The sequence below is a fragment of the Pseudomonas sp. Bc-h genome, from assembly GCF_002080045.1.
Taxonomy (GTDB): Bacteria; Pseudomonadota; Gammaproteobacteria; order Pseudomonadales; family Pseudomonadaceae; genus Aquipseudomonas.
Genome location: NZ_MUIN01000001.1, coordinates 67216 through 87016 on the forward strand (window position 1 = coordinate 67216; position 19801 = coordinate 87016).

General features: G+C 59.8%; 17 protein-coding genes. 10 read left to right on the forward strand and 7 right to left on the reverse strand.

From position 1 onward, the window contains the following. Positions 1–74 precede the first annotated feature (74 nt). Complete coding sequence (locus BWR59_RS00340) at positions 75–503, forward strand: DUF2269 family protein (protein ID WP_081563663.1); 429 nt, start codon at positions 75–77, stop codon at positions 501–503. A gap of 51 nt (positions 504–554) precedes the next feature. Beyond that, positions 555–1022, forward strand: a complete 468-nt coding sequence (locus BWR59_RS00345) for a DUF2269 domain-containing protein (RefSeq protein ID WP_081563664.1) — start codon at positions 555–557, stop codon at positions 1020–1022. Between the two features lie 129 nt (positions 1023–1151). On the opposite strand, the gene BWR59_RS00350 is transcribed toward BWR59_RS00345, so the two are convergent. Further along, positions 1152–1808 carry an HAD family hydrolase gene (locus BWR59_RS00350; RefSeq protein ID WP_081563665.1) on the reverse strand — a complete coding sequence of 219 codons (657 nt, stop codon included), beginning with the start codon at positions 1806–1808 and terminating at the stop codon, positions 1152–1154. A gap of 165 nt (positions 1809–1973) precedes the next feature. Here BWR59_RS00350 and BWR59_RS00355 point away from each other — a divergent pair, with 165 nt between their 5' ends. Next, a complete protein-coding gene (locus tag BWR59_RS00355; protein ID WP_062379340.1) occupies positions 1974–2453 on the forward strand; it encodes an RNA pyrophosphohydrolase in 480 nt (159 codons plus the stop codon). Between the two features lie 21 nt (positions 2454–2474). Beyond that, positions 2475–4754 (forward strand): phosphoenolpyruvate--protein phosphotransferase, encoded by a 2280-nt coding sequence (gene ptsP, locus BWR59_RS00360; protein ID WP_081563666.1) that lies wholly within the window; start codon positions 2475–2477, stop codon positions 4752–4754. A 111-nt stretch (positions 4755–4865) separates the two neighbouring features. Here ptsP and BWR59_RS00365 read toward each other — a convergent pair whose 3' ends face one another. Continuing rightward, a complete protein-coding gene (locus tag BWR59_RS00365; RefSeq protein ID WP_081563667.1) occupies positions 4866–5612 on the reverse strand; it encodes an NRDE family protein in 747 nt (248 codons plus the stop codon). Positions 5613–5727: 115 nt separating this feature from the next. On the opposite strand from BWR59_RS00365, the gene BWR59_RS00370 reads away from it, so the two are divergent. The 5 genes from BWR59_RS00370 to BWR59_RS00390 all read left to right on the forward strand — a co-directional run bounded on the left by BWR59_RS00370 (position 5728) and on the right by BWR59_RS00390 (position 11492). Next, positions 5728–6510: a sulfite exporter TauE/SafE family protein gene (locus BWR59_RS00370; protein WP_081563668.1), complete on the forward strand. Its 783-nt coding sequence runs from the start codon at positions 5728–5730 to the stop codon at positions 6508–6510. A gap of 45 nt (positions 6511–6555) precedes the next feature. Further along, positions 6556–7368, forward strand: coding sequence for a prolipoprotein diacylglyceryl transferase (gene lgt / locus BWR59_RS00375; RefSeq protein WP_081563669.1), 813 nt, complete (start codon positions 6556–6558; stop codon positions 7366–7368). Positions 7369–7425: 57 nt separating this feature from the next. Then, entirely contained in the window at positions 7426–8259 is an 834-nt protein-coding gene (locus BWR59_RS00380; RefSeq protein ID WP_081563670.1) for a thymidylate synthase, read from the forward strand. Between the two features lie 352 nt (positions 8260–8611). Then, on the forward strand, positions 8612–9769 hold the full coding sequence (gene cfa / locus BWR59_RS00385; protein WP_081563671.1) for a cyclopropane fatty acyl phospholipid synthase: 1158 nt from the start codon (positions 8612–8614) through the stop codon (positions 9767–9769). Between the two features lie 274 nt (positions 9770–10043). Continuing rightward, on the forward strand, positions 10044–11492 hold the full coding sequence (locus BWR59_RS00390; RefSeq protein WP_081563672.1) for a catalase: 1449 nt from the start codon (positions 10044–10046) through the stop codon (positions 11490–11492). A gap of 142 nt (positions 11493–11634) precedes the next feature. On the opposite strand, the gene cadR is transcribed toward BWR59_RS00390, so the two are convergent. Then, positions 11635–12093: a Cd(II)/Pb(II)-responsive transcriptional regulator gene (cadR, locus tag BWR59_RS00395; RefSeq protein WP_081563987.1), complete on the reverse strand. Its 459-nt coding sequence runs from the start codon at positions 12091–12093 to the stop codon at positions 11635–11637. 84 nt (positions 12094–12177) lie between these two features. On the opposite strand from cadR, the gene BWR59_RS00400 reads away from it, so the two are divergent. Continuing rightward, positions 12178–14460, forward strand: a complete 2283-nt coding sequence (locus tag BWR59_RS00400; RefSeq protein WP_081563673.1) for a heavy metal translocating P-type ATPase — start codon at positions 12178–12180, stop codon at positions 14458–14460. A gap of 164 nt (positions 14461–14624) precedes the next feature. On the opposite strand, the gene hutG is transcribed toward BWR59_RS00400, so the two are convergent. From hutG to hutH, 4 genes are all read right to left on the reverse strand, one after another. Beyond that, on the reverse strand, positions 14625–15428 hold the full coding sequence (gene hutG, locus BWR59_RS00405) for an N-formylglutamate deformylase (protein ID WP_081563674.1): 804 nt from the start codon (positions 15426–15428) through the stop codon (positions 14625–14627). Positions 15429–15441: 13 nt separating this feature from the next. Next, positions 15442–16647, reverse strand: coding sequence for an imidazolonepropionase (gene hutI, locus BWR59_RS00410; protein ID WP_081563675.1), 1206 nt, complete (start codon positions 16645–16647; stop codon positions 15442–15444). 15 nt (positions 16648–16662) lie between these two features. Further along, positions 16663–18051 (reverse strand): amino acid permease, encoded by a 1389-nt coding sequence (locus BWR59_RS00415; RefSeq protein ID WP_081563676.1) that lies wholly within the window; start codon positions 18049–18051, stop codon positions 16663–16665. A gap of 223 nt (positions 18052–18274) precedes the next feature. Next, the gene (gene hutH / locus BWR59_RS00420; RefSeq protein ID WP_143490738.1) at positions 18275–19798 is read right to left on the reverse strand and encodes a histidine ammonia-lyase; all 1524 of its coding nucleotides are present in this window, start codon (positions 19796–19798) and stop codon (positions 18275–18277) included. Positions 19799–19801 lie beyond the last annotated feature (3 nt).

Sequence of the window (19801 nt, forward strand, 5' to 3'; positions counted from 1 at the left end):
AGAGAGGGCGGCGCGGCGAGGTTTTCGGCCGTGCTGCTACGCTCAAACCAACTGCCTCAAAGGAATAAACCGCGATGGAACACTTCGCCGCACTGAAAATCCTGCACATGGTCACCACTGCGCTGCTGTTTATCTGCGGCATTGCACTGACGGTCTGGATCATCCGCGGACGCAGGGCGGGGGATCTGACCGTTCAGAATCGCGCCATGCAGCGGCCGTGGGTATTCGTCTGGTTGCTGATGGGGCTGTGCCTGCTGACGTTGCCTATCAGCGGCTGGTGGCTGGTTCATTACGCCGGCTGGCCGCTGGGGCAGATCTGGCTGCTGGGGGCGAGCATTCTCTATACCTTTGGCGCCCTGAGCTGGGCTTGGCTGGCCGTACGGGTCAACCGGCTCCGGAGGCCGGTGATTGTCGGCAATTCGAAATTTACCCTGGGGTTGGCGATCTTCAGCGCCGTTTGCTTTGTCGCGATTGCCGGCCTCATGGGCGCCAAGCCTGTCTGATTCCGAGATTCTGACAAGACACCCAGCCTTGCTTCGGACGGGTACCCGCCGATGAGTGACTACCTGCTGCTCAAAACCCTGCACATCCTGTCTTCCACGGTCCTTTTCGGATTGGGGGCAGGCTCTGCCTATTACTCGTTTCGTGCATGGCGCAGCGGCAAGGTCGAAGTCATTGCCGTGACCTTCAGGCATCTGGTGTTCGCAGATTGGGCATTCACCACCACCTCGGCGATCTTTCAGCCATTGAGCGGCCTGGCGTTGGCGTGGATGGCGGGATGGCCCATGTACCAAAGCTGGCTGCTGTGGACCTACGGGCTGTATGCGCTGGCGGGGCTATGCTGGGTGCCGGTGGTCTGGCTGCAGATCCGCGTGCGGGAAATGGCCGAGAGGGCCTTGCGAGAGAACACCCCGATGCCGATGACGGCCTCTACTTATATAGCCTGGTGGTTCTGTTCGGGGTCGGTGGCGTTTTCGGCGTTCGTGGTGATTTTCTTTTTGATGGTGTGGAAGCCAGCCTGACCCTGAGGTTTTACCCAGGCTTTTTTCTACTGGTGCAAGACACCTGCAGCAGTTCGGCTTGCCGGCGGTGACGTCATCAAAATCGTTACCGCCGGCAAGCCGGACTGCTACAGGGGCAGCGCTCTGGGTTCAATCCCGCAGGGTAATCACCGGCCAGCCACGGCGGGTGGCCTCTGCGCGCAGTTTTTCATCGGGATCAACCGCGACCGGATTGGCGACTTGCTCCAGCAGAGGCAGGTCGTTCATCGAGTCGCTATAGAAGTAGCTGTCTTCCAGGTTGAAGCCATTTTCTTCGATCCAGCGGTTCAGGCGGGTGACCTTGCCTTCACGGAAGCACGGCACGTCGGTGGTGCGGCCGGTATAGCGCCCGTCGACCAGCTCGCATTCGGTCGCCAGCAGCGTATCGATGCCCAGACGCGCAACGACTGGCGCCGTGACGAAGCGATTGGTGGCAGTGATCACGACCAGTTTGTCGCCGGCAGCGCGGTGCTTGTCGATCAACGCCATGGCTTTAGGCAGGATCAGCGGCTCGATGCAGTCGCGCATGAAGTCCAGATGCCACTCGTCGAGTTGAGCCATTTCAGTGCGACCGAGAATTTCCAGGCTGAAATTCAGGTAATCGGTCAGGTTCAGGGTGCCAGCCAGGTAGTCCTGATAGAAGGCGTCGTTGCGCGCTTTGTAGGCAGCACCATCAAGGATGCCGCGTTCGCACAGGTAATCACCCCAGGCGTGATCGCTGTCACCGCCCAAAAGGGTGTTGTCGAGGTCGAATAATGCCAGGCGCATGCGGTTACTCGCTGAAATAACTGGAAAAAGAGCACAAGAATACGAGGTTTTTCCAAGAGACCGCATCTATTAATGCGGTTGTCGCGATAAGCTGTCGACGCCTCGTTGCTGCCTTCACGATCTTTGTGGAACAATGCGGCGACATGCGTTTGCGAGGTTGTAGCCGTGATCGACCCCGATGGTTTCCGCCCTAATGTCGGGATAATTCTGACAAATGATGCTGGCCAGGTCTTATGGGCTCGCCGTATCAATCAAGATGCCTGGCAGTTTCCGCAAGGGGGAATCAACCCTCAGGAAACGCCGGAAGACGCGCTCTACCGTGAATTGAACGAAGAAGTCGGGCTGGAACGGCACGATGTTGAAATTCTTGCCTGCACCCGTGGTTGGTTGCGCTATCGTCTGCCGCAACGTTTGGTTCGTACCCACAGCCAGCCGCTGTGCATCGGCCAGAAGCAAAAATGGTTTCTCCTGCGCCTGATCTCCAACGAGCAGCGGGTGAGGATGGATTTGACCGGTAAACCGGAGTTCGATGGCTGGCGCTGGGTCAGCTATTGGTATCCGTTGGGCCAGGTGGTGACATTCAAGCGCGAGGTGTATCGACGCGCACTCAAAGAGCTTGCCCCGCGCCTGTTGGCGCGCGACTGACACGGAGTTCGACCCCGAGCCATGCTCAATACGCTGCGCAAGATCGTCCAGGAAGTTAACTCCGCCAAGGATCTCAAGGCGGCGTTGGGGATTATTGTGTTACGCGTCAAAGAGGCAATGAGCAGCCAGGTCTGCTCGGTCTATTTGCTCGATCCCGAATCCAACCGGTTCGTGTTGATGGCCACAGAGGGCTTGAACAAGCGCTCTATCGGCAAGGTCAGCATGGCCCCCAATGAAGGTCTGGTCGGCCTGGTCGGTACTCGCGAAGAGCCGCTGAACCTGGAAAACGCTGCCGATCACCCACGTTACCGCTACTTCGCCGAAACCGGCGAAGAACGTTATGCCTCCTTCCTCGGCGCGCCGATCATTCACCATCGGCGTGTGGTCGGGGTGTTGGTGATCCAGCAAAAGGAGCGGCGTCAGTTCGACGAGGGCGAAGAAGCCTTCCTCGTGACCATGAGTGCCCAGCTCGCCGGTGTAATCGCCCACGCTGAGGCCACGGGCTCGATTCGTGGCCTGGGGCGTCAGGGCAAGGGCATCCAGGAAGCGAAGTTCGTCGGCGTGCCGGGTTCTCCAGGTGCTGCGGTCGGTACGGCGTTGGTCATGCTCCCGCCGGCAGACCTCGAAGTGGTGCCGGACAAGACCGTCACCGATATCGACGCCGAACTCAAGCTTTTCCAGACCGCCCTTGAGGGCGTTCGTAGCGACATGCGTACGCTTTCGGCGAAGTTGGCCACTCAGTTGCGTCCTGAAGAGCGCGCGTTGTTCGATGTCTACCTGATGATGCTCGACGATGCTTCGCTGGGCAGTGAAGTTACCAATGTCATCAAGACTGGCCAGTGGGCTCAGGGCGCGCTGCGTTCGGTGGTCAACGAGCACGTCAAACGTTTCGAGCTGATGGACGACGCTTACCTGCGCGAGCGTGCATCGGACGTCAAAGACCTGGGTCGCCGTCTGCTTGCGTACCTGCAGGAGGCGCGTCAACAGGCGCTGGTCTACCCCGATAACACCATTCTGGTCAGTGAAGAACTGTCGCCGGCCATGCTCGGCGAAGTGCCGGAAGGCAAGCTGGTCGGTCTGGTGTCGGTCTTGGGTTCCGGCAACTCTCACGTCGCGATTCTTGCTCGGGCCATGGGCATTCCGACGGTCATGGGCGCAGTCGATTTGCCGTACTCCAAGGTCGACGGCATCGAACTGATTGTCGACGGCTACCACGGCGAGGTTTACACCAACCCCAGCGAAGTTCTGCGCAAGCAGTATTCGGTGGTGGTCGAGGAAGAACGTCAGCTGTCTCAGGGCCTCGACGCATTGCGCGAGTTGCCGTGCGTGACGCTGGACGGTCACCGCATGCCGCTGTGGGTCAACACTGGCCTGCTGGCTGACGTGGCGCGCGCTCAACAGCGCGGTGCCGAAGGCGTCGGCCTGTACCGCACCGAAGTCCCGTTCATGATCAACCAGCGCTTCCCGAGCGAGAAGGAGCAACTGGCGATTTATCGCGAGCAACTGGCAGCGTTCCATCCCCTGCCGGTGACCATGCGCACGCTGGACATCGGCGGCGACAAGGCGCTTTCGTACTTCCCGATCAAGGAAGACAACCCGTTTCTGGGCTGGCGCGGTATTCGGGTGACTCTCGATCATCCGGAAATCTTCCTGGTGCAGACCCGCGCCATGCTCAAGGCCAGCGAAGGTCTGAACAACCTGCGGATTCTGCTGCCGATGATTTCTGGCACGCACGAAACCGAAGAAGCGCTGCACCTGATCCACCGTGCCTGGGGCGAGGTGCGCGACGAAGGCACCGACGTGCCTATGCCGCCCGTGGGCGTAATGATTGAAGTGCCAGCGGCGGTCTACCAGACCCGTGAACTGGCGCGTCAGGTGGATTTCCTGTCGGTCGGCTCCAATGACTTGACTCAGTACCTGCTGGCGGTCGACCGCAACAACCCGCGCGTGGCTGATCTGTACGACTACCTGCATCCTGCCGTGTTGCAAGCGCTGCAGAGTGTCGTGCGCGACGCACACGCCGAGGGCAAGCCGGTGAGTATCTGCGGCGAGATGGCGGGTGATCCGGCGGCTGCGGTGCTGTTGATGGCGATGGGTTTCGATAGCCTGTCGATGAACGCCACCAACTTGCCGAAAGTGAAGTGGATGCTGCGCCAGATCAACCTCAGCAAGGCCAAGGAACTGCTGGCTCAGCTGATGAAGAACGACAACCCGCAGGTCATCAGCAGCTCCTTGCAGCTTGCGCTGAGAAACCTCGGGCTGTCGCGGATGATTAATCCGGGTTCAGTGAAGGGTCATTGATTTAAAGTCTTCAGCGTAGACATTTCTCTGTAGCAGTCCGGCTTGCCGGCGGTTGCGATCTCAAGGATGCCACCGCCGGCAAGCCGGACTGCTGAAGATGATCAGCGCGTTTCAAATCTTCAGTTCAACCTCACCTAATCTCCCGCCATACGGCCCGAAGCTGTGTTCGATCATGCGTCGGCTGCCGTCGGCATTGACGATCAATACCGTGCTGGCGCGGGTCCCGTAATTGGGGCTGGCGATAAACACACTGGAGAGTAACTTTTCAGTGGCAAGGCCGACGCCTGTGTCGGGCAGTTCTGCGTCGTGTGCGGCTTGCGGATCGGCAAGAAACCGCAGCAGCGCTTCGGGTTGCGGGTCGTGCAGATGCTCGGACAGCGCCGTTTTGGCTTTCGTCAGCTTGGGCCAGGGCGTGTCGAGACCCGCGTTGGACACGCCGTAGACGCCCGCGTCCAGGCGCCGAGGCGTCGGGTCGGTAGCGTTGAGAAAGTGCAGCTGCTGACGGTCACCCACCAACAGATTGAAACCGCCGTATTCCGCCGAGCGTCCCGCTACTTCGCGCAAATACTCGTCGATCGACAGCGAGCTGTTCAGAAAACGCGCAACCAGCTCGCCCCGCGAGCGACGACCCGGCGGCTTGCCTGGATCGCGAATATTGGTCAACGCCGCAAAACGGCCGTCTGCGCTGACTCCCAGCCAAGTGCCACCGGCCTCCAGGTCGCGCCCGGCATACACGTTTGGGGCTTCCTCCCACTGTGCCAGTGGCAGGGTGGGACGGGCGTAGAATTCATCACGATTGGCCGCCAGGATCAGCGGCTGCGAATGATCAGGGCGCCAAGCGAAGACGATCAGGCACATGCAGGCCTCCTTTTTTTCGTCACTCTACGCACAGAACCGGCGGACATCCATCGCGCGCTGCTAGAGGTCAATTGCCGGGTCCGGTACCATGCCGCACTGATTTTGGGAGACTCCCATGGAATTTCTGCTCTATCTGGCCTTGGGCGCCTGCGCCGGAGTGCTGGCCGGCCTGTTCGGCGTGGGAGGTGGCATCATCATCGTTCCGGTGCTGGTGTTCAGTTTCACGCTGCAAGGTTTCGATACGTCGGTGCTCACGCATCTGGCCGTCGGCACTTCGCTGGCGACCATCGTCTTCACCTCGATCCAGTCGGTGCGTGCCCATCATCGCGTTGGCGCGGTCCAATGGCGGATGGTTGGCTGGATGACCCTCGGGATTCTGGTCGGCGCGGGGCTGGGTGCGCTGACCGCCAGTTACATCGCCGGGCCGTACCTGCAAAAAATAATCGGTGTGTTCGCGATTCTGGTGGCCTTGCAGATGTTTCTGGACCTGCGGCCCAAAGCCAGTGGGCAACCTCATGGCAAACCAGGCCTTACGATTGCGGGAGTGGTAATCGGCTGGGCCTCGGCGATTTTCGGTATCGGCGGCGGTTCGCTGACCGTGCCGTTCCTGACCTGGCGCAGCCTGACCATGCAGCAGGCGGTGGCGACGTCATCGGCCTGTGGTTTCCCGATTGCGGTGGCCAGTGCCATAAGTTTCATGATTCTTGGGTGGCACGACCCCTTATTGCCACCGCATAGTCTCGGTTTCGTATACCTGCCCGCTCTGATCGGCATTGCGGTGACCAGCATGTTTTTCGCCCGGTTCGGCGCCAGACTGGCGCATAAACTGTCGCCCAGGGTGCTGAAACGACTGTTCGCGCTGTTGCTGGTAGTCGTGGGTACGAGTTTTCTGATCTAGTTTTGCTTTGTCGCTCAACGAGCGTTTCTATCTTAAGGAGTCGCAATGCTGCCTTACCCGCAGATTGACCCGGTAGCCGTGGCCATCGGTCCGCTGCAAATTCACTGGTACGGCCTGATGTATCTGGTCGGTATCGGCAGTGCCTGGTTCCTGGCTTCACGCCGCCTGAACAAGTTCGACCCGACGTGGACCAAGGAAAAGCTCTCGGACATGATCTTCTGGGTCGCGATGGGGGTTATCGTCGGCGGCCGCTTGGGTTACGTGCTGTTCTATGATTTGCCGAACTATATCGCCAACCCGTTGCTGATCTTCGAAGTATGGAAAGGTGGCATGGCATTCCACGGTGGGTTCATCGGGGTAATGATCGCCACGTACTGGTTCGGCAAGCGCAACGGCAAGTCGTTCTTCCAGTTAATGGACTTCATTGCGCCGATGGTGCCGATCGGTCTGGGCGCCGGTCGCATCGGCAACTTCATCAACGGCGAGTTGTGGGGCAAGCCGACCGACCTGCCCTGGGCGATGGTCTTCCCGCCATTCAGCGACCCTGCTCAGCTGCCACGCCATCCGTCGCAGCTGTACCAGTTCGCTCTGGAAGGTGTGGCACTGTTCGTCATTCTCTATTTTTTCTCGCGCAAACCGCGCCCGACCATGGCCGTTTCCGGCATGTTCGCGCTGTTCTACGGGATCTTCCGTTTCGTCGTGGAGTTTGTCCGCGTGCCGGACGCCCAACTGGGTTATCTGGCCTGGGGCTGGGTCACCATGGGGCAGATTCTCAGCCTGCCGATGATCATCGGCGGTCTGGTGCTGATCTGGCTGGCCTACCACCGCGCGCCTGCTGCCAACAAAGCAGCTGTTTGATTCGAATCGCCCAGCCTCAGGGCTTGGCGGGTTCACCGATACAGAGGGCCTTTGGGCATGAAGCAATACCTTGAGCTGTTACAGGACGTCATCGCGAACGGAACGCGCAAGGGCGACCGCACCGGCACTGGCACCACTGCTGTGTTCGGTCGTCAGATTCGCCACAACCTGGCAGACGGTTTTCCACTGCTGACCACCAAGAAGCTGCACTTCAAGAGCATTGCCAACGAGCTGATCTGGATGCTGAGTGGCAACACCAACACCAAATGGCTCAATGAAAACGGCGTGACCATCTGGGACGAGTGGGCCACCGAGGAGGGCGATCTGGGACCGGTCTACGGCGCGCAATGGACCGGCTGGCCCACGAAGGATGGCGGCAAGATCAACCAGATCGACTACATGGTCGACTGCCTGAAGCACAATCCCAACAGTCGTCGCATTCTTTTCCACGGCTGGAACACCGAGTACCTGCCGGACGAGAAACTTTCGCCGCAGGAAAACGTGAAGGCGGGGCGTCAGGCTCTGGCGGTCTGTCACCTGCTCTATCAAGCGTTCGTCGCGGACGGCAAGCTGTCGATGCAGCTGTACATCCGCAGCTCCGACGTATTCCTCGGCCTGCCGTACAACATCGCTGCGCTGGCGCTGCTGACCCACATGCTGGCTCAGCAATGCGACCTGATTCCTCACGAGATCATCGTCAGCCTGGGTGACACCCACGCCTATTCGAACCACGAAGAACAGATCGCCACGCAGTTGACCCGCACGCCGAAAAAGCTCCCTCAGCTGAAGATCAACCGTCGTCCGGAGAGTATCTACGACTACCGTTTCGAAGATTTCGAAATCGTGGGTTATGACGCAGACCCAAGCATCAAGGCGCCTGTGGCCGTCTGAATCCTGTAGCAGCGCGGCTTGCCGGCGGTCTCGATCCGTTGGCAGGCCGGCCTGCAATGTAGCGCCTGCCTTGTCGCCCCCTCTCTAAAGTTGTGCGCACTTGAAAACCGCACAAACCTTCTATGTTCTAACTGGTCCATCCCTAAGTTGTCGCATTCTTAAAAGTTGATAAAACTTCTGATTGTTGCAGTTGTGTAATAAGTGTTTTGCAAGCCAGTAAACAAAATTGTCTTGATAGATATTTTCAATCTGAAGATTGAATATAACGAGTTTAAATTGCTTGAATGTTTGTTCTATAGTCGGGGCTTACCGATAAGTCTTTAGCCTGACACGCGTTTGGAAATAACCATCCATGACCACGACGAACTTCAGCACTGACACCTTCTCCGACACTACCTCCGGTCTTTACCGCACCGCCGCACGGATACTCAACGAAGCCGGCATTCAGATTAACGGGTCTGCCCCGTCGGATATCCGCTTCAACGGTCCTGGGGTCATTGAGCGGGCGTTTGCGCAAGGTAATCTGGGGCTCGGCGAGGCCTACATGGATGGGCAGTGGGACAGCGAGCATCTGGATGAGTTTTTCCACAGGCTGCTTAAAACCGGCATGACCGACGATGTGAAGCCTGTGCGGCTGGTGTTCTACGCGCTGATGGCCAGGCTCATGAATCGGCAGAACATCAAGCGTTCCAAGACCGTGGGTGAGGTGCATTACGACCTCGGCAACGAGTTCTACTCGAAGATGCTCGATTCGCGCATGACCTACACCTGCGGCTATTGGGAGAACGCGAGCAATCTCGAGGAGGCGCAAGCTGCCAAGCTGGATCTGATCTGCCGCAAACTGCAGCTCAAACCCGGCATGCGCGTGCTGGATATCGGCTGTGGCTGGGGCAGTTTCATGTCTTATGCCGCCGAGCACTATGGTGTCGAGGCGGTGGGCGTGAGCATTTCCAAGGAGCAGATTGCCTGGGCCCAGGAGCGTTACAAGGGGCTGCCGCTGGAGTTTCGTTTTCAGGACTACCGCGAACTGGATGAGTCATTCGACGCCATCGCCAGCGTTGGAATGTTTGAACATGTGGGCCGCAAGAACCATCGCGAGTATATGGAACTGGCCCATCGCTGTTTGAAACCCGGCGGTTTATTCCTGTTGCACACCATCGGCAAGAACCAGCGCAGCTCTTATCCTGACCCGTGGATCGACAAATATATATTTCCCAATGGCGACCTGCCGTCGATTGGCCAGATGGGCGATGCCATGGACGGGTTGTTTGTCGTCGAAGACTTGCACAACTTCGGTGCTGACTATGACAAAACGCTGATGGCCTGGCATGACAACTTCATGAATGCCTGGCCGCAGTTCGAATCGCAGTTGGGTGAGCGCTTCTACCGTATGTGGCGTTATTACCTGTTGTCCTGCGCGGGCGCATTCCGCGCCCGGGATATCCAGTTGTGGCAGTGGGTGCTGTCCAAAGGCGGTGTACCCCACGGATATCATCGCAGCCAGATCTGAACACCCCCAATCCTGTAGCAGCCCGGCTTGCCGGCGGTAGCGTTTTCAGGAGCGTTCCCGCCGGTAAATTGGACTACAACTGGATGGTCGTTATTTTTAGTTATCACTCCTCGCTATCGATCAATTAGTAACCGATTGAATTCCTCTATTAATCCAGTGCGGACTCACAATGAGCTAATGCGCCGGGTTTTCAATATCGTTCTCCACATCGAACAGACAAAGGCCGGCTTCGACAGAGGCCGCCCAAGAAAGTGACCCTTGTGGAGATAAGCGCATGAGCAACAAACTGACGACCGCATTCGGCGCCCCCGTAGTCGACAACCAGAACATTCAGACGGCAGGCCCCAATGGCCCCGCATTGCTGCAGGACGTCTGGTTCCTGGAGAAGCTGGCTCACTTCGATCGTGAAGTCATCCCGGAGCGCCGCATGCACGCCAAAGGCTCGGGCGCATTCGGCACCTTCACCGTAACCCACGACATCACTCAATTCACCCGCGCCAAACTGTTCTCGCAGATCGGCAAGCAGACCGAAATGTTCGCTCGCTTCTCCACTGTCGCCGGTGAGCGCGGTGCAGCGGACGCCGAGCGCGATATTCGTGGTTTTGCCCTGAAGTTCTACACCGAAGAAGGCAACTGGGACTTGGTCGGCAACAACACGCCGGTGTTCTTCCTGCGTGATCCGTTGAAATTCCCTGACCTGAACCATGCCGTGAAACGCGACCCGCGGACCGGCATGCGCAGCGCCGAGAACAACTGGGACTTCTGGACTCAACTGCCTGAGTCGTTCCACCAGGTCACTGTGGTCATGAGTGAGCGTGGCATTCCGCGCAGCTACCGCGAGATGCATGGTTTCGGCAGTCACACCTACAGCTTCCTCAACGCGCAGCATGAGCGTTTCTGGGTCAAGTTCCACTTCGTCTCGCAGCAAGGCATCGCCAATCTGAGCGACGGCGAGGCGCAGGATCTGGTTGGCCGTGACCGTGAGTCGCATCACCGTGACCTCTACGAGAACATCGAGAACGGTAACCTCCCGCGCTGGAAACTGTTCGTGCAGATCATGCCGGAGAAAGAAGCCGGCTCATATCACATCAACCCGTTCGACCTGACCAAGGTCTGGCCGAAGAGTGACTACCCGCTGATCGAAGTGGGCGTGTTCGAACTGAACCGCAACCCGGAGAACAACTTTGCCGATGTGGAGCAGGCCGCCTTCGCGCCTTCCAGCGTGGTGCCCGGCATCAGCTTCTCGCCAGACAAGATGCTTCAAGGTCGGTTGTTCTCCTACGGTGATGCGCAGCGCTACCGCCTGACCGTCAACTTCCATCAGATCCCGGTGAACTCGCCACGCGCCGCGCTGCACGTGAACAGCTACCACCGCGACGGCGTGATGCGCATCGATGGCAACCGTGGCGGCATGACCTCTTACGAGCCCAACACCAGGGGCGCGTTTCAGGAGCAGCCGGATTTCAGAGAGCCGCCGCTGTCCATCGAGGGCGCTGCGGGCCACTGGAACCACCGTGTGGATGACGATTATTTCTCCCAGCCGGGCAACCTGTTCCGCAACATGACCCCGACAGAGAAACAATCGCTGTTCGATAACACCGCTCGTGCCTTGCGCGGCGTGTCGGCGCCCGTCATCCAGTTGCATATCAAGCACTGCACCCTGGCCGATCCCGAGTACGGTGCGGGTGTGACAGAAGCGGTGGAGCGCATTCACCACGGTTGATAACCGTTAAACAAAAGCCCCCGACCTGGCTGACAGGTCGGGGGCTTTTTTGTGCGCGGCTTGACGGCTTTTGCTGACACGCTTCAATCCATCGAACGGCGCAGGACCTCATTGATTTCGAGATCGGTGCCGGCGCGGGTAATCAATGCCCGTGGCTACGGCCCACATGGGAATGCTCGACCTCGGGCGTCATCACACTACCACTGACTTCCAGTCGATCCAGAATCCCACAGTGATCTGGCGCGCCTTCGCTGCAGCGCTGGCGCAGGTCGATGAGCTGTTCCTGCAACGCCTGCAGGCTGGCGATGCGGGCGCTGACGTGCTGGATGTGTTCGTCGATCAAGGCGTTCACGCTCTGGCATTGATCCTGAGGACTGTCGCGCAAAGCGAGCAGGCTGCGGATCTCATCGAGCGTCATGTCCAGGCTGCGGCAATTGCGGATGAAGGTCAGGCGCTCGACGTGCTCCTGGGTGTACAGCCGGTAGTTGCCTTCGCTGCGCGCGGGTTCGGCCAACAGGCCCTCGCGCTCGTAATAGCGGATGGTTTCGACAGGGCAGTCAGTGAGTTTTGCCAGCTCGCCGATCTTGAAAGACGCATTCATGGTCATCGATCTCATTTTGTGGCTTGACCCTATAGTGGCTACAGGGTGTTCACTTGGCAACAAGCACACCAAGAGACTCAACCGATGAGTGACTCTATACACAGACATTCGCCTCACGAGCATGCCGGGCACGACCATGCGGGCCACGGCCATGATCATTCAAGCACGGTCAAATTCACGCCCGTTGGCAAGCACGAGCCTCAGGCCCACTCCTGCTGCTCTCATGAGCCTGGCCCAGCCGTCGTAAGCGTGGGCAGCGGCTCTACGGACAATGCGCGGCTGAGCAGCTTTCGGATCGAAGCGATGGACTGCCCCACCGAGCAAACGCTGATTCAGAACAAACTGGGCAAGATGTCCGGCATTCAGAAGCTCGAATTCAATCTGATCAACCGCGTGCTGGGCGTCTGGCATGAGTTGCCCTCCACCGATCCGATCCGTGAGGCGATTGGCGCATTGGGCATGCAGGCGGACGTGATCGAAGAGGGCGCCGACAAGGAGACGGCATCGCTACCCGGGCCGAAAAAGCCCTGGTGGCCACTGGGGTTGTCCGGGGTCATGGCTGTCGCCGCCGAGGTCATCCACTTCACCGATGCTGCATCCACATGGGTCGTGGCGCTGATTGCCTTGGTGGCGATTTTCAGCGGCGGTTTGACCACCTACAAAAAGGGCTGGATCGCGCTCAAGAACTTCAACCTCAACATCAATGCGCTGATGAGCATTGCGGTAACCGGCGCGATATTGATCGGGCAATGGCCGGAAGCGGCGATGGTGATGTTCCTGTTCACCGTGGCCGAATTGATCGAGGCCAAATCGCTGGACCGCGCGCGCAATGCCATTGGCGGTTTGATGCAGCTGACGCCGGAAACCGCGACTGTACAGCAGGACGGCCAGTGGATTGAGGTCGAGGTCAAACAGATCGCGCTGGGCAATGTAGTTCGGGTCAAACCGGGCGAGCGGATCGGGCTGGATGGCGAGGTCGTCGCGGGTCATTCCACCATTGATCAGGCGCCGATCACTGGCGAAAGTCTGCCGGTCGAGAAGACCATTGGCGACAAGGTGTTCGCCGGGACCATCAATCAGGCTGGCTCGCTGGAATACAAGGTGACTGCTGCGGCGAATAATTCGACGCTGGCGCGGATCATTCACGCGGTCGAAGCCGCTCAAGGCGCGCGCGCGCCGACCCAGCGTTTCGTCGACAGTTTCTCGAAGATCTACACCCCGGCGGTGTTCGCGCTGGCCGTTGCAGTGGCGGTTATTCCACCGCTGTTCATGGGCGCGGCATGGTTCGACTGGATCTATCGCGCGTTGGTATTGCTCGTGGTGGCGTGTCCTTGTGCGCTGGTGATTTCGACTCCGGTGAGCATCGTCAGCGGCCTGGCTGCGGCGGCGCGCAAAGGCATTCTGGTCAAGGGTGGCGTGTATCTGGAGATGGGGCACAAGCTCGACTATCTGGCGCTGGACAAGACCGGCACGATCACTCATGGCAAGCCGGTGCAGACCGATTACGTGCTGCTTGACGACGCATCTGGCGAACGAGCTGTGGCAATCTCCGCAAGCCTTGCCGGACGTTCCGATCATCCGGTTTCGCAGGCGATCGCCACCGCGTTCGGCAAGGACGGCCACTTGCCAGTCGAGGCATTCGAAGCCCTCGGCGGACGCGGCGTAAAAGGCGAAGTCGAGGGGCGCTTGTACCACTTGGGCAATCATCGCCTGGTGCATGAATCCGGGCTGTGTTCGCCGGCGTTGGAGGCCAGACTGGAAGCGCTGGAGACCCAAGGCAAAACGGTGGTGCTGCTGTTCGACGAGACCGGACCGTTGGCGTTGTTTGCGGTTGCCGATACCGTCAAGGACAGCAGCCGGGAAGCCATCGTCCAGCTGCATGCATTGGGTGTGAAAACCGTGATGCTGACCGGCGATAACCCGCACACCGCCAAGGCCATTGCGGCTCAGGTCGGGATCGATCAGGCCCGGGGCAATCTGTTGCCGACGGACAAGTTACAGGCCATTGAAGACTTGTATGCGAAGAACCATCGCGTCGGCATGGTCGGCGACGGGATCAACGACGCCCCGGCGCTGGCCCGCGCCGAGATCGGTTTTGCGATGGCCGCGGCGGGGACTGATACGGCCATCGAAACAGCCGACGTTGCATTGATGGATGACGACTTGCGCAAGATACCGGCGTTCATTCGCCTCTCTCGCGACACCTCGGCGATCCTCAAACAGAACATCGCCTTGGCGCTGGTGATCAAAGCGATCTTCCTGATCGTGACCTTCGCAGGCATGGCGACCATGTGGATGGCAGTGTTCGCCGATATGGGCGTGAGCTTGCTGGTGGTGTTCAACGGGTTGCGGTTGTTGAGGAAGTGATTACCAGATCCTCAGCCGGACACATAACTGCGGGAGGGAGCTTGCTCGCGAAACAATCTTCCAGACACCGCGATAGTGACTGATCAATAGCCTTCGCGAGCAAGCTCCCTCTCACAGGCATGATCGGGCCCACGCGGAGCGCGGGAACGATCGCTTGCGAGGCACTACTTCCCGTACTTCTCCCGCCCCCAGGTGATCATCCCTTGCAGCAGTTCCTTCAGCACGCCACGGGTCGGCTCGGCCAGATCCTTGCGGTAATGGAACGGCACGAACTCTTCCATGTAGGTGCTTTGCGCCAGCTCCAGCTGCACGGCGTGGATGTTTTCGGCCGGGTTGCCGTAATGGCGAGTGATGTGGCCGCCCTTGAAGCGTCCGTTGAGCACATGGCTGTAGTTCCTGGCGCCTGCGCAGACCGCTTCGACGCGCTTCTCCAGTCCCGGGTCGCAGCTGGCGCCGTTGAAGGTGCCGAGGTTGAAGTCCGGCAAGCGGCCTTCGAACAGATGCGGAATGTGACCACGAATCGAGTGAGCGTCGAACAGCAGGGCGTAGCCGAACTCGTCACGCAGGCGTTCCAGCTCATTGCGCAGGGTGTCGTGGTACGGCGTCCAGATCTGCTCCAGATAGCGCGCTCGCTCTTCCTTGCCCGGCACCTGGCCTTCCTTGAACAAAGGATCGCCTTCGAACAGCGTCGAGGGATACAGGCCGGTGGTTGCACCCGCGTAGAGCGGTTTGTCGTCGGACGGGCGATTGAGGTCGATGACGAAACGCGAGTACTCGGCAGCCAGCACGCTGGCGCCCAGATCGTGAGCGAAGTCGTAGAGGCGGGGGATGTGCCAATCGGTGTCCGGCAGACTCACGGCCTCGTCGACCAATCCCTCACGCACGACCGGCGTCAGATTCAAGCCGGGGTGCGGCATGCTGATCAGCAGCGGTACACGACCGCGAGTGAAACTCAGAACCTTGTCCACAGTAGTCTCCCGATTAGAAAGTGCTCTCTACGCCGTGACGCACGACGCGTTTTTCCAGATCGCCGCCGAGCCAGTAAGCGAGGTCGGCCGGCCGCTCGATGCTCCAGGCGACGAAATCCGCGATTTTGCCGGCTTCCAGCGAGCCATGGGTATCGGCCATGCCCAATGCCTTGGCGGCATGGATGGTCGCACCCGCCAGCGCTTCTTCCGGCGTCATGCGAAACAGCGTGCAGGCCATGTTCAGCATCAGTCGCAGCGACAGGCCCGGCGACGTGCCCGGGTTGAGGTCGGTGGCGATGGCAATTTTCACGCCGTGTTTGCGCAGGGCGTCCATCGGCGGCAGTTGGGTTTCCCGCAGGAAGTAGAACGCGCCCGGCAACAGCACGGCAACGGTCCCTGAAGCGGCCATGGCAATGGCGTCTTCCTCGGTCATGAACTCAAGATGGTCAGCCGACAATGCCTGATACCGAGCGGCCAGGCTCGAGCCATGCAATGACGACAGTTGTTCGGCGTGCAGCTTCACCGGCAGGCCCAGTTGACCCGCCGTGATGAACACCTGCTCGACCTGATCGGTGGAAAACGCCAGGTATTCGCAGAACGCATCGACGGCGTCCACCAGATTTTCCGCGGCCAGGGCCGGCAGCATCTCGCCACAGATGTGGGCGATGTAATCGTCGGCGCGGTCTTTGTACTCCGGGGGCAGCGCATGAGCGGCAAGGCAGGTGCTGCGCACGGTGACGGGCAGTTTCTCGCCAAGTTGACGGGCCACGCGAAGCATCTTGCGCTCGTTTGCCAGGTCCAGTCCGTAGCCGGACTTGATCTCGACCGTAGTCACGCCATCCTTCATCAATTGCTGCAAACGACGCTCGGCGCTGGCGAACAACTCCGCTTCACTGGCGGCCCGCGTGGCGCGAACGGTACTGGCGATACCACCACCGGCTGCGGCGATTTCGGCGTAGCTGACCCCTTGCAGGCGCTGCTCGAATTCACCGCTGCGATTGCCGCCGAAGACCGTGTGGGTGTGGCAGTCGATCAGCCCCGGGGTAACCCAGGCGCCATTCAGGTCCACGGCCTCGATGTCGCCCTGATCCGGCAGTTCGCTATGCGGACCGATCCAGGCGATATGGGCGCCTTCGGTCACGATGGCGGCGTTCTCGATGATCGAGTAAGTGCCGTTCGCCATGCTTGCCGCATGACAGTTATGCCAGAGCGTTTTCATCGTTGGCCTCCAAGGTTAACGGGAAGTAAGAGAAGCTTTGGGGTCAGGCTTGACCCACAGCCGGTAGGCGATCACCAGCAGTACGATCCACACCGCGCCAACCACCAGCGCAGCCTGTGTATCCGGGAAATAACCCAGCACCACGAATACGAAGACCATGAACGCCGTGGCGGCAATGGGTGCCACAGGCCAGAGTGGGACCGGGAATTTCAATTGCGCGACTTCTTCGGCGCTCATCGAGCGGCGCATGGCGATCTGTGTGACCAGAATCATCAGCCACACCCACACGGTCGCGAAGGTGGCGATGGAGGCGATCAGCAGGAACACGTTTTCCGGTATCAGATAATTCAGCACCACACCGCAGAGCAGTGCTGCGCCCATCACCAGAACGGTCATCCACGGCACGCCGTTGGCGGATAACTGCGCGAACCCCTTCGGCGCCTGACCTTGAACTGCCAGGCCATACATCATGCGTCCGGCACCGAAGATGTCGCTGTTGATCGCCGACACGGCGGCCGAGATCACTACGATGTTGAGGATGATCGCTGCCGAGGAAATCCCCAGATGATCGAAGATCTGGACGAACGGGCTGCCTTGATCACCGATCTGCTGCCACGGGTACAGCGACATCAGCACGAACAACGTCAGCACGTAGAACAGCAGAATCCGCAGCGGCACCGCATTGATTGCGCGGGGAATGACCCGCTCGGGGTTGCGCGCTTCGCCGGCAGCGACGCCAATGATTTCGATGCCACCGAAGGCGAACATCACCACTGCCAGCGCAGCGACCAGACCGCTGACGCCGTTGGGCATGAAACCACCCTGTGTCCACAGGTTGCTGACGTGGCTGATGCTGTCACCCGAGGTCGACCCCAGGCCGAACAAGAGAATGCCGAAGCCTGCCAGGATCATCGCGATGATCGCGCCGACCTTGAGCAGCGACAGCCAGAATTCGGTCTCACCAAACACTTTGACGCTGCACAGGTTGAGCGCGCCAATGACAAATACGATGCCGAGCACCCAGATCCAGCGCGGTACGTCGGGGAACCAGAAGCCCATGTAGATACCGAACGCCGTGACGTCGGCCAGGCAGACGATGATCATCTCGAAGGCATAGGTCCAACCCAGGACGAAGCCTGCCATGGGCCCGAGATACGTGCTGGCGTACTCGCTGAACGAGCCTGCCACGGGATTGCGCACGGCCATTTCGCCCAGTGCGCGCATCACCATGTACACCGCGGCGCCCGCGATGAGATACACCAGCAGGACCGCAGGCCCCGCGAGTTTGATGGCCGAAGCCGAGCCGTAGAACAGCCCGGTCCCGATCGCCGAACCCAGCGCCATGAAGCGAATGTGGCGAGCGCTGAGCCCACGTTTTAAATCTGTTGCGGTTTGCGATTTCATTTCACACTTTCCTAGTCTTGCTTTTGCTGTGAAATGAGCGTGGAAACGGTGTTTGCTTTCCTGTGGGAGGGAGCTTGCTCGCGAAAGCGTTTTATCAGAGACGCACTTGTCGTCTGACACTCCGACTTCGCGAGCAAGCTCCCTCCCACACTGGATTGGCGTCATGCCAGCAATCAGCTTTCCACCCTCATTCCAACGACAGGCCCTCCTGGCCTGTCCCGATTCAGAAGCTCGGCAGCAGGTCAGCAGAAACCAGTTCACTCAGACAGTTCGAGGCCAGCAGCTCGGTGGCGGCTTCGATGTCTGGAGCGAAGAAGCGGTCTTTTTCGTAGAACGGTACTTTGCCGCGCAGGGTAGTGCGGGCGATCTCCAGCTTTTCGGAGGTTTTCAGGCCATTACGCAGATCCAGGCCCTGACACGCAGCCAGCCATTCTACAGCCAGCACGCCGCGAGTGTTCTCGGCCATTTCCCAAAGACGCTTGCCCGCAGCCGGAGCCATCGACACGTGGTCTTCCTGGTTGGCCGAGGTTGGCAGGCTGTCGACGCTGTGCGGGTGGGCCAGCGCCTTGTTCTCGCTGGCCAGTGCGGCAGCGGTCACCTGGGCGATCATGAAGCCGGAGTTCACGCCACCGTTGGCCACCAGGAACGGCGGCAACTGGGACATGTGCTTGTCCATCATCAGCGAGATACGGCGTTCGCTCAGCGAGCCGATTTCGGCGATGGCCAGTGCGATGTTGTCAGCGGCCATGGCCACAGGCTCGGCGTGGAAGTTCCCGCCCGAGATGACTTCGCCTTCGGCTGCGAACACCAGCGGGTTATCGGAAACGGCGTTGGATTCGATCGCCAGCACTTCAGCGGCCTGACGCAGCTGAGTCAGGCACGCACCCATGACTTGCGGCTGACAGCGCAGGGAGTAGGGGTCTTGAACCTTGTCGCAGTCGCGATGGGACTCAGAAACCTGGCTGCCGTCGCCCAACAGATCGCGATAGGCGGCAGCAGAGTCGATCTGCCCACGCTGGCCACGAGCGGCGTGAATGCGTGGGTCGAACGGGGCGCGCGAGCCAAGCACGGCTTCGACAGTCAGCGCGCCGCAGCTCAGGGCACCAGCGAACAGGTCTTCGGCCTCGAACAGGCCACGCAGCGCGTAAGCGGTCGATACCTGAGTGCCGTTGAGCAGCGCCAGACCTTCCTTGGCCGCAAGCGTCAGCGGGGTGAGGCCGGCGATTGCCAACGCTTCCACGGCGTTCAGCCACTGGCCTTTGTAACGCGCCTTGCCTTCGCCCAGCAGCACCAGCGACATGTGCGCCAAAGGCGCCAGGTCACCGGAAGCACCGACCGAACCTTTGAGCGGAATGTGCGGGTACACCTGAGCATTGATCAGAGCGATCAGCGCGTCGATGACCTGACGGCGAATACCGGAGAAACCACGGCTCAGGCTGTTGACCTTGAGCACCATGATCAAGCGCACCAGCTCATCTGTGATCGGCTGACCGACGCCGGCAGCGTGGGACAGCACCAACGAGCGCTGGAGGTTTTCCAGGTCGGCGCTGGCGATGCGCGTGGAAGCCAGCAGGCCGAAGCCGGTATTGATGCCGTAGGCCGTACGGTTCTCGGCAAGGATCTGCTCGACGCAGGCCACGCTGTTGTCGATCTGCTGATTGGCGCTGGCGTCCAGGGTCAGGCTCACGGGTTGCCGATAGATCGCGCGCAGTTGCGCCAGGGTCAACTGGCCGGGGATCAGGTTCAGCGG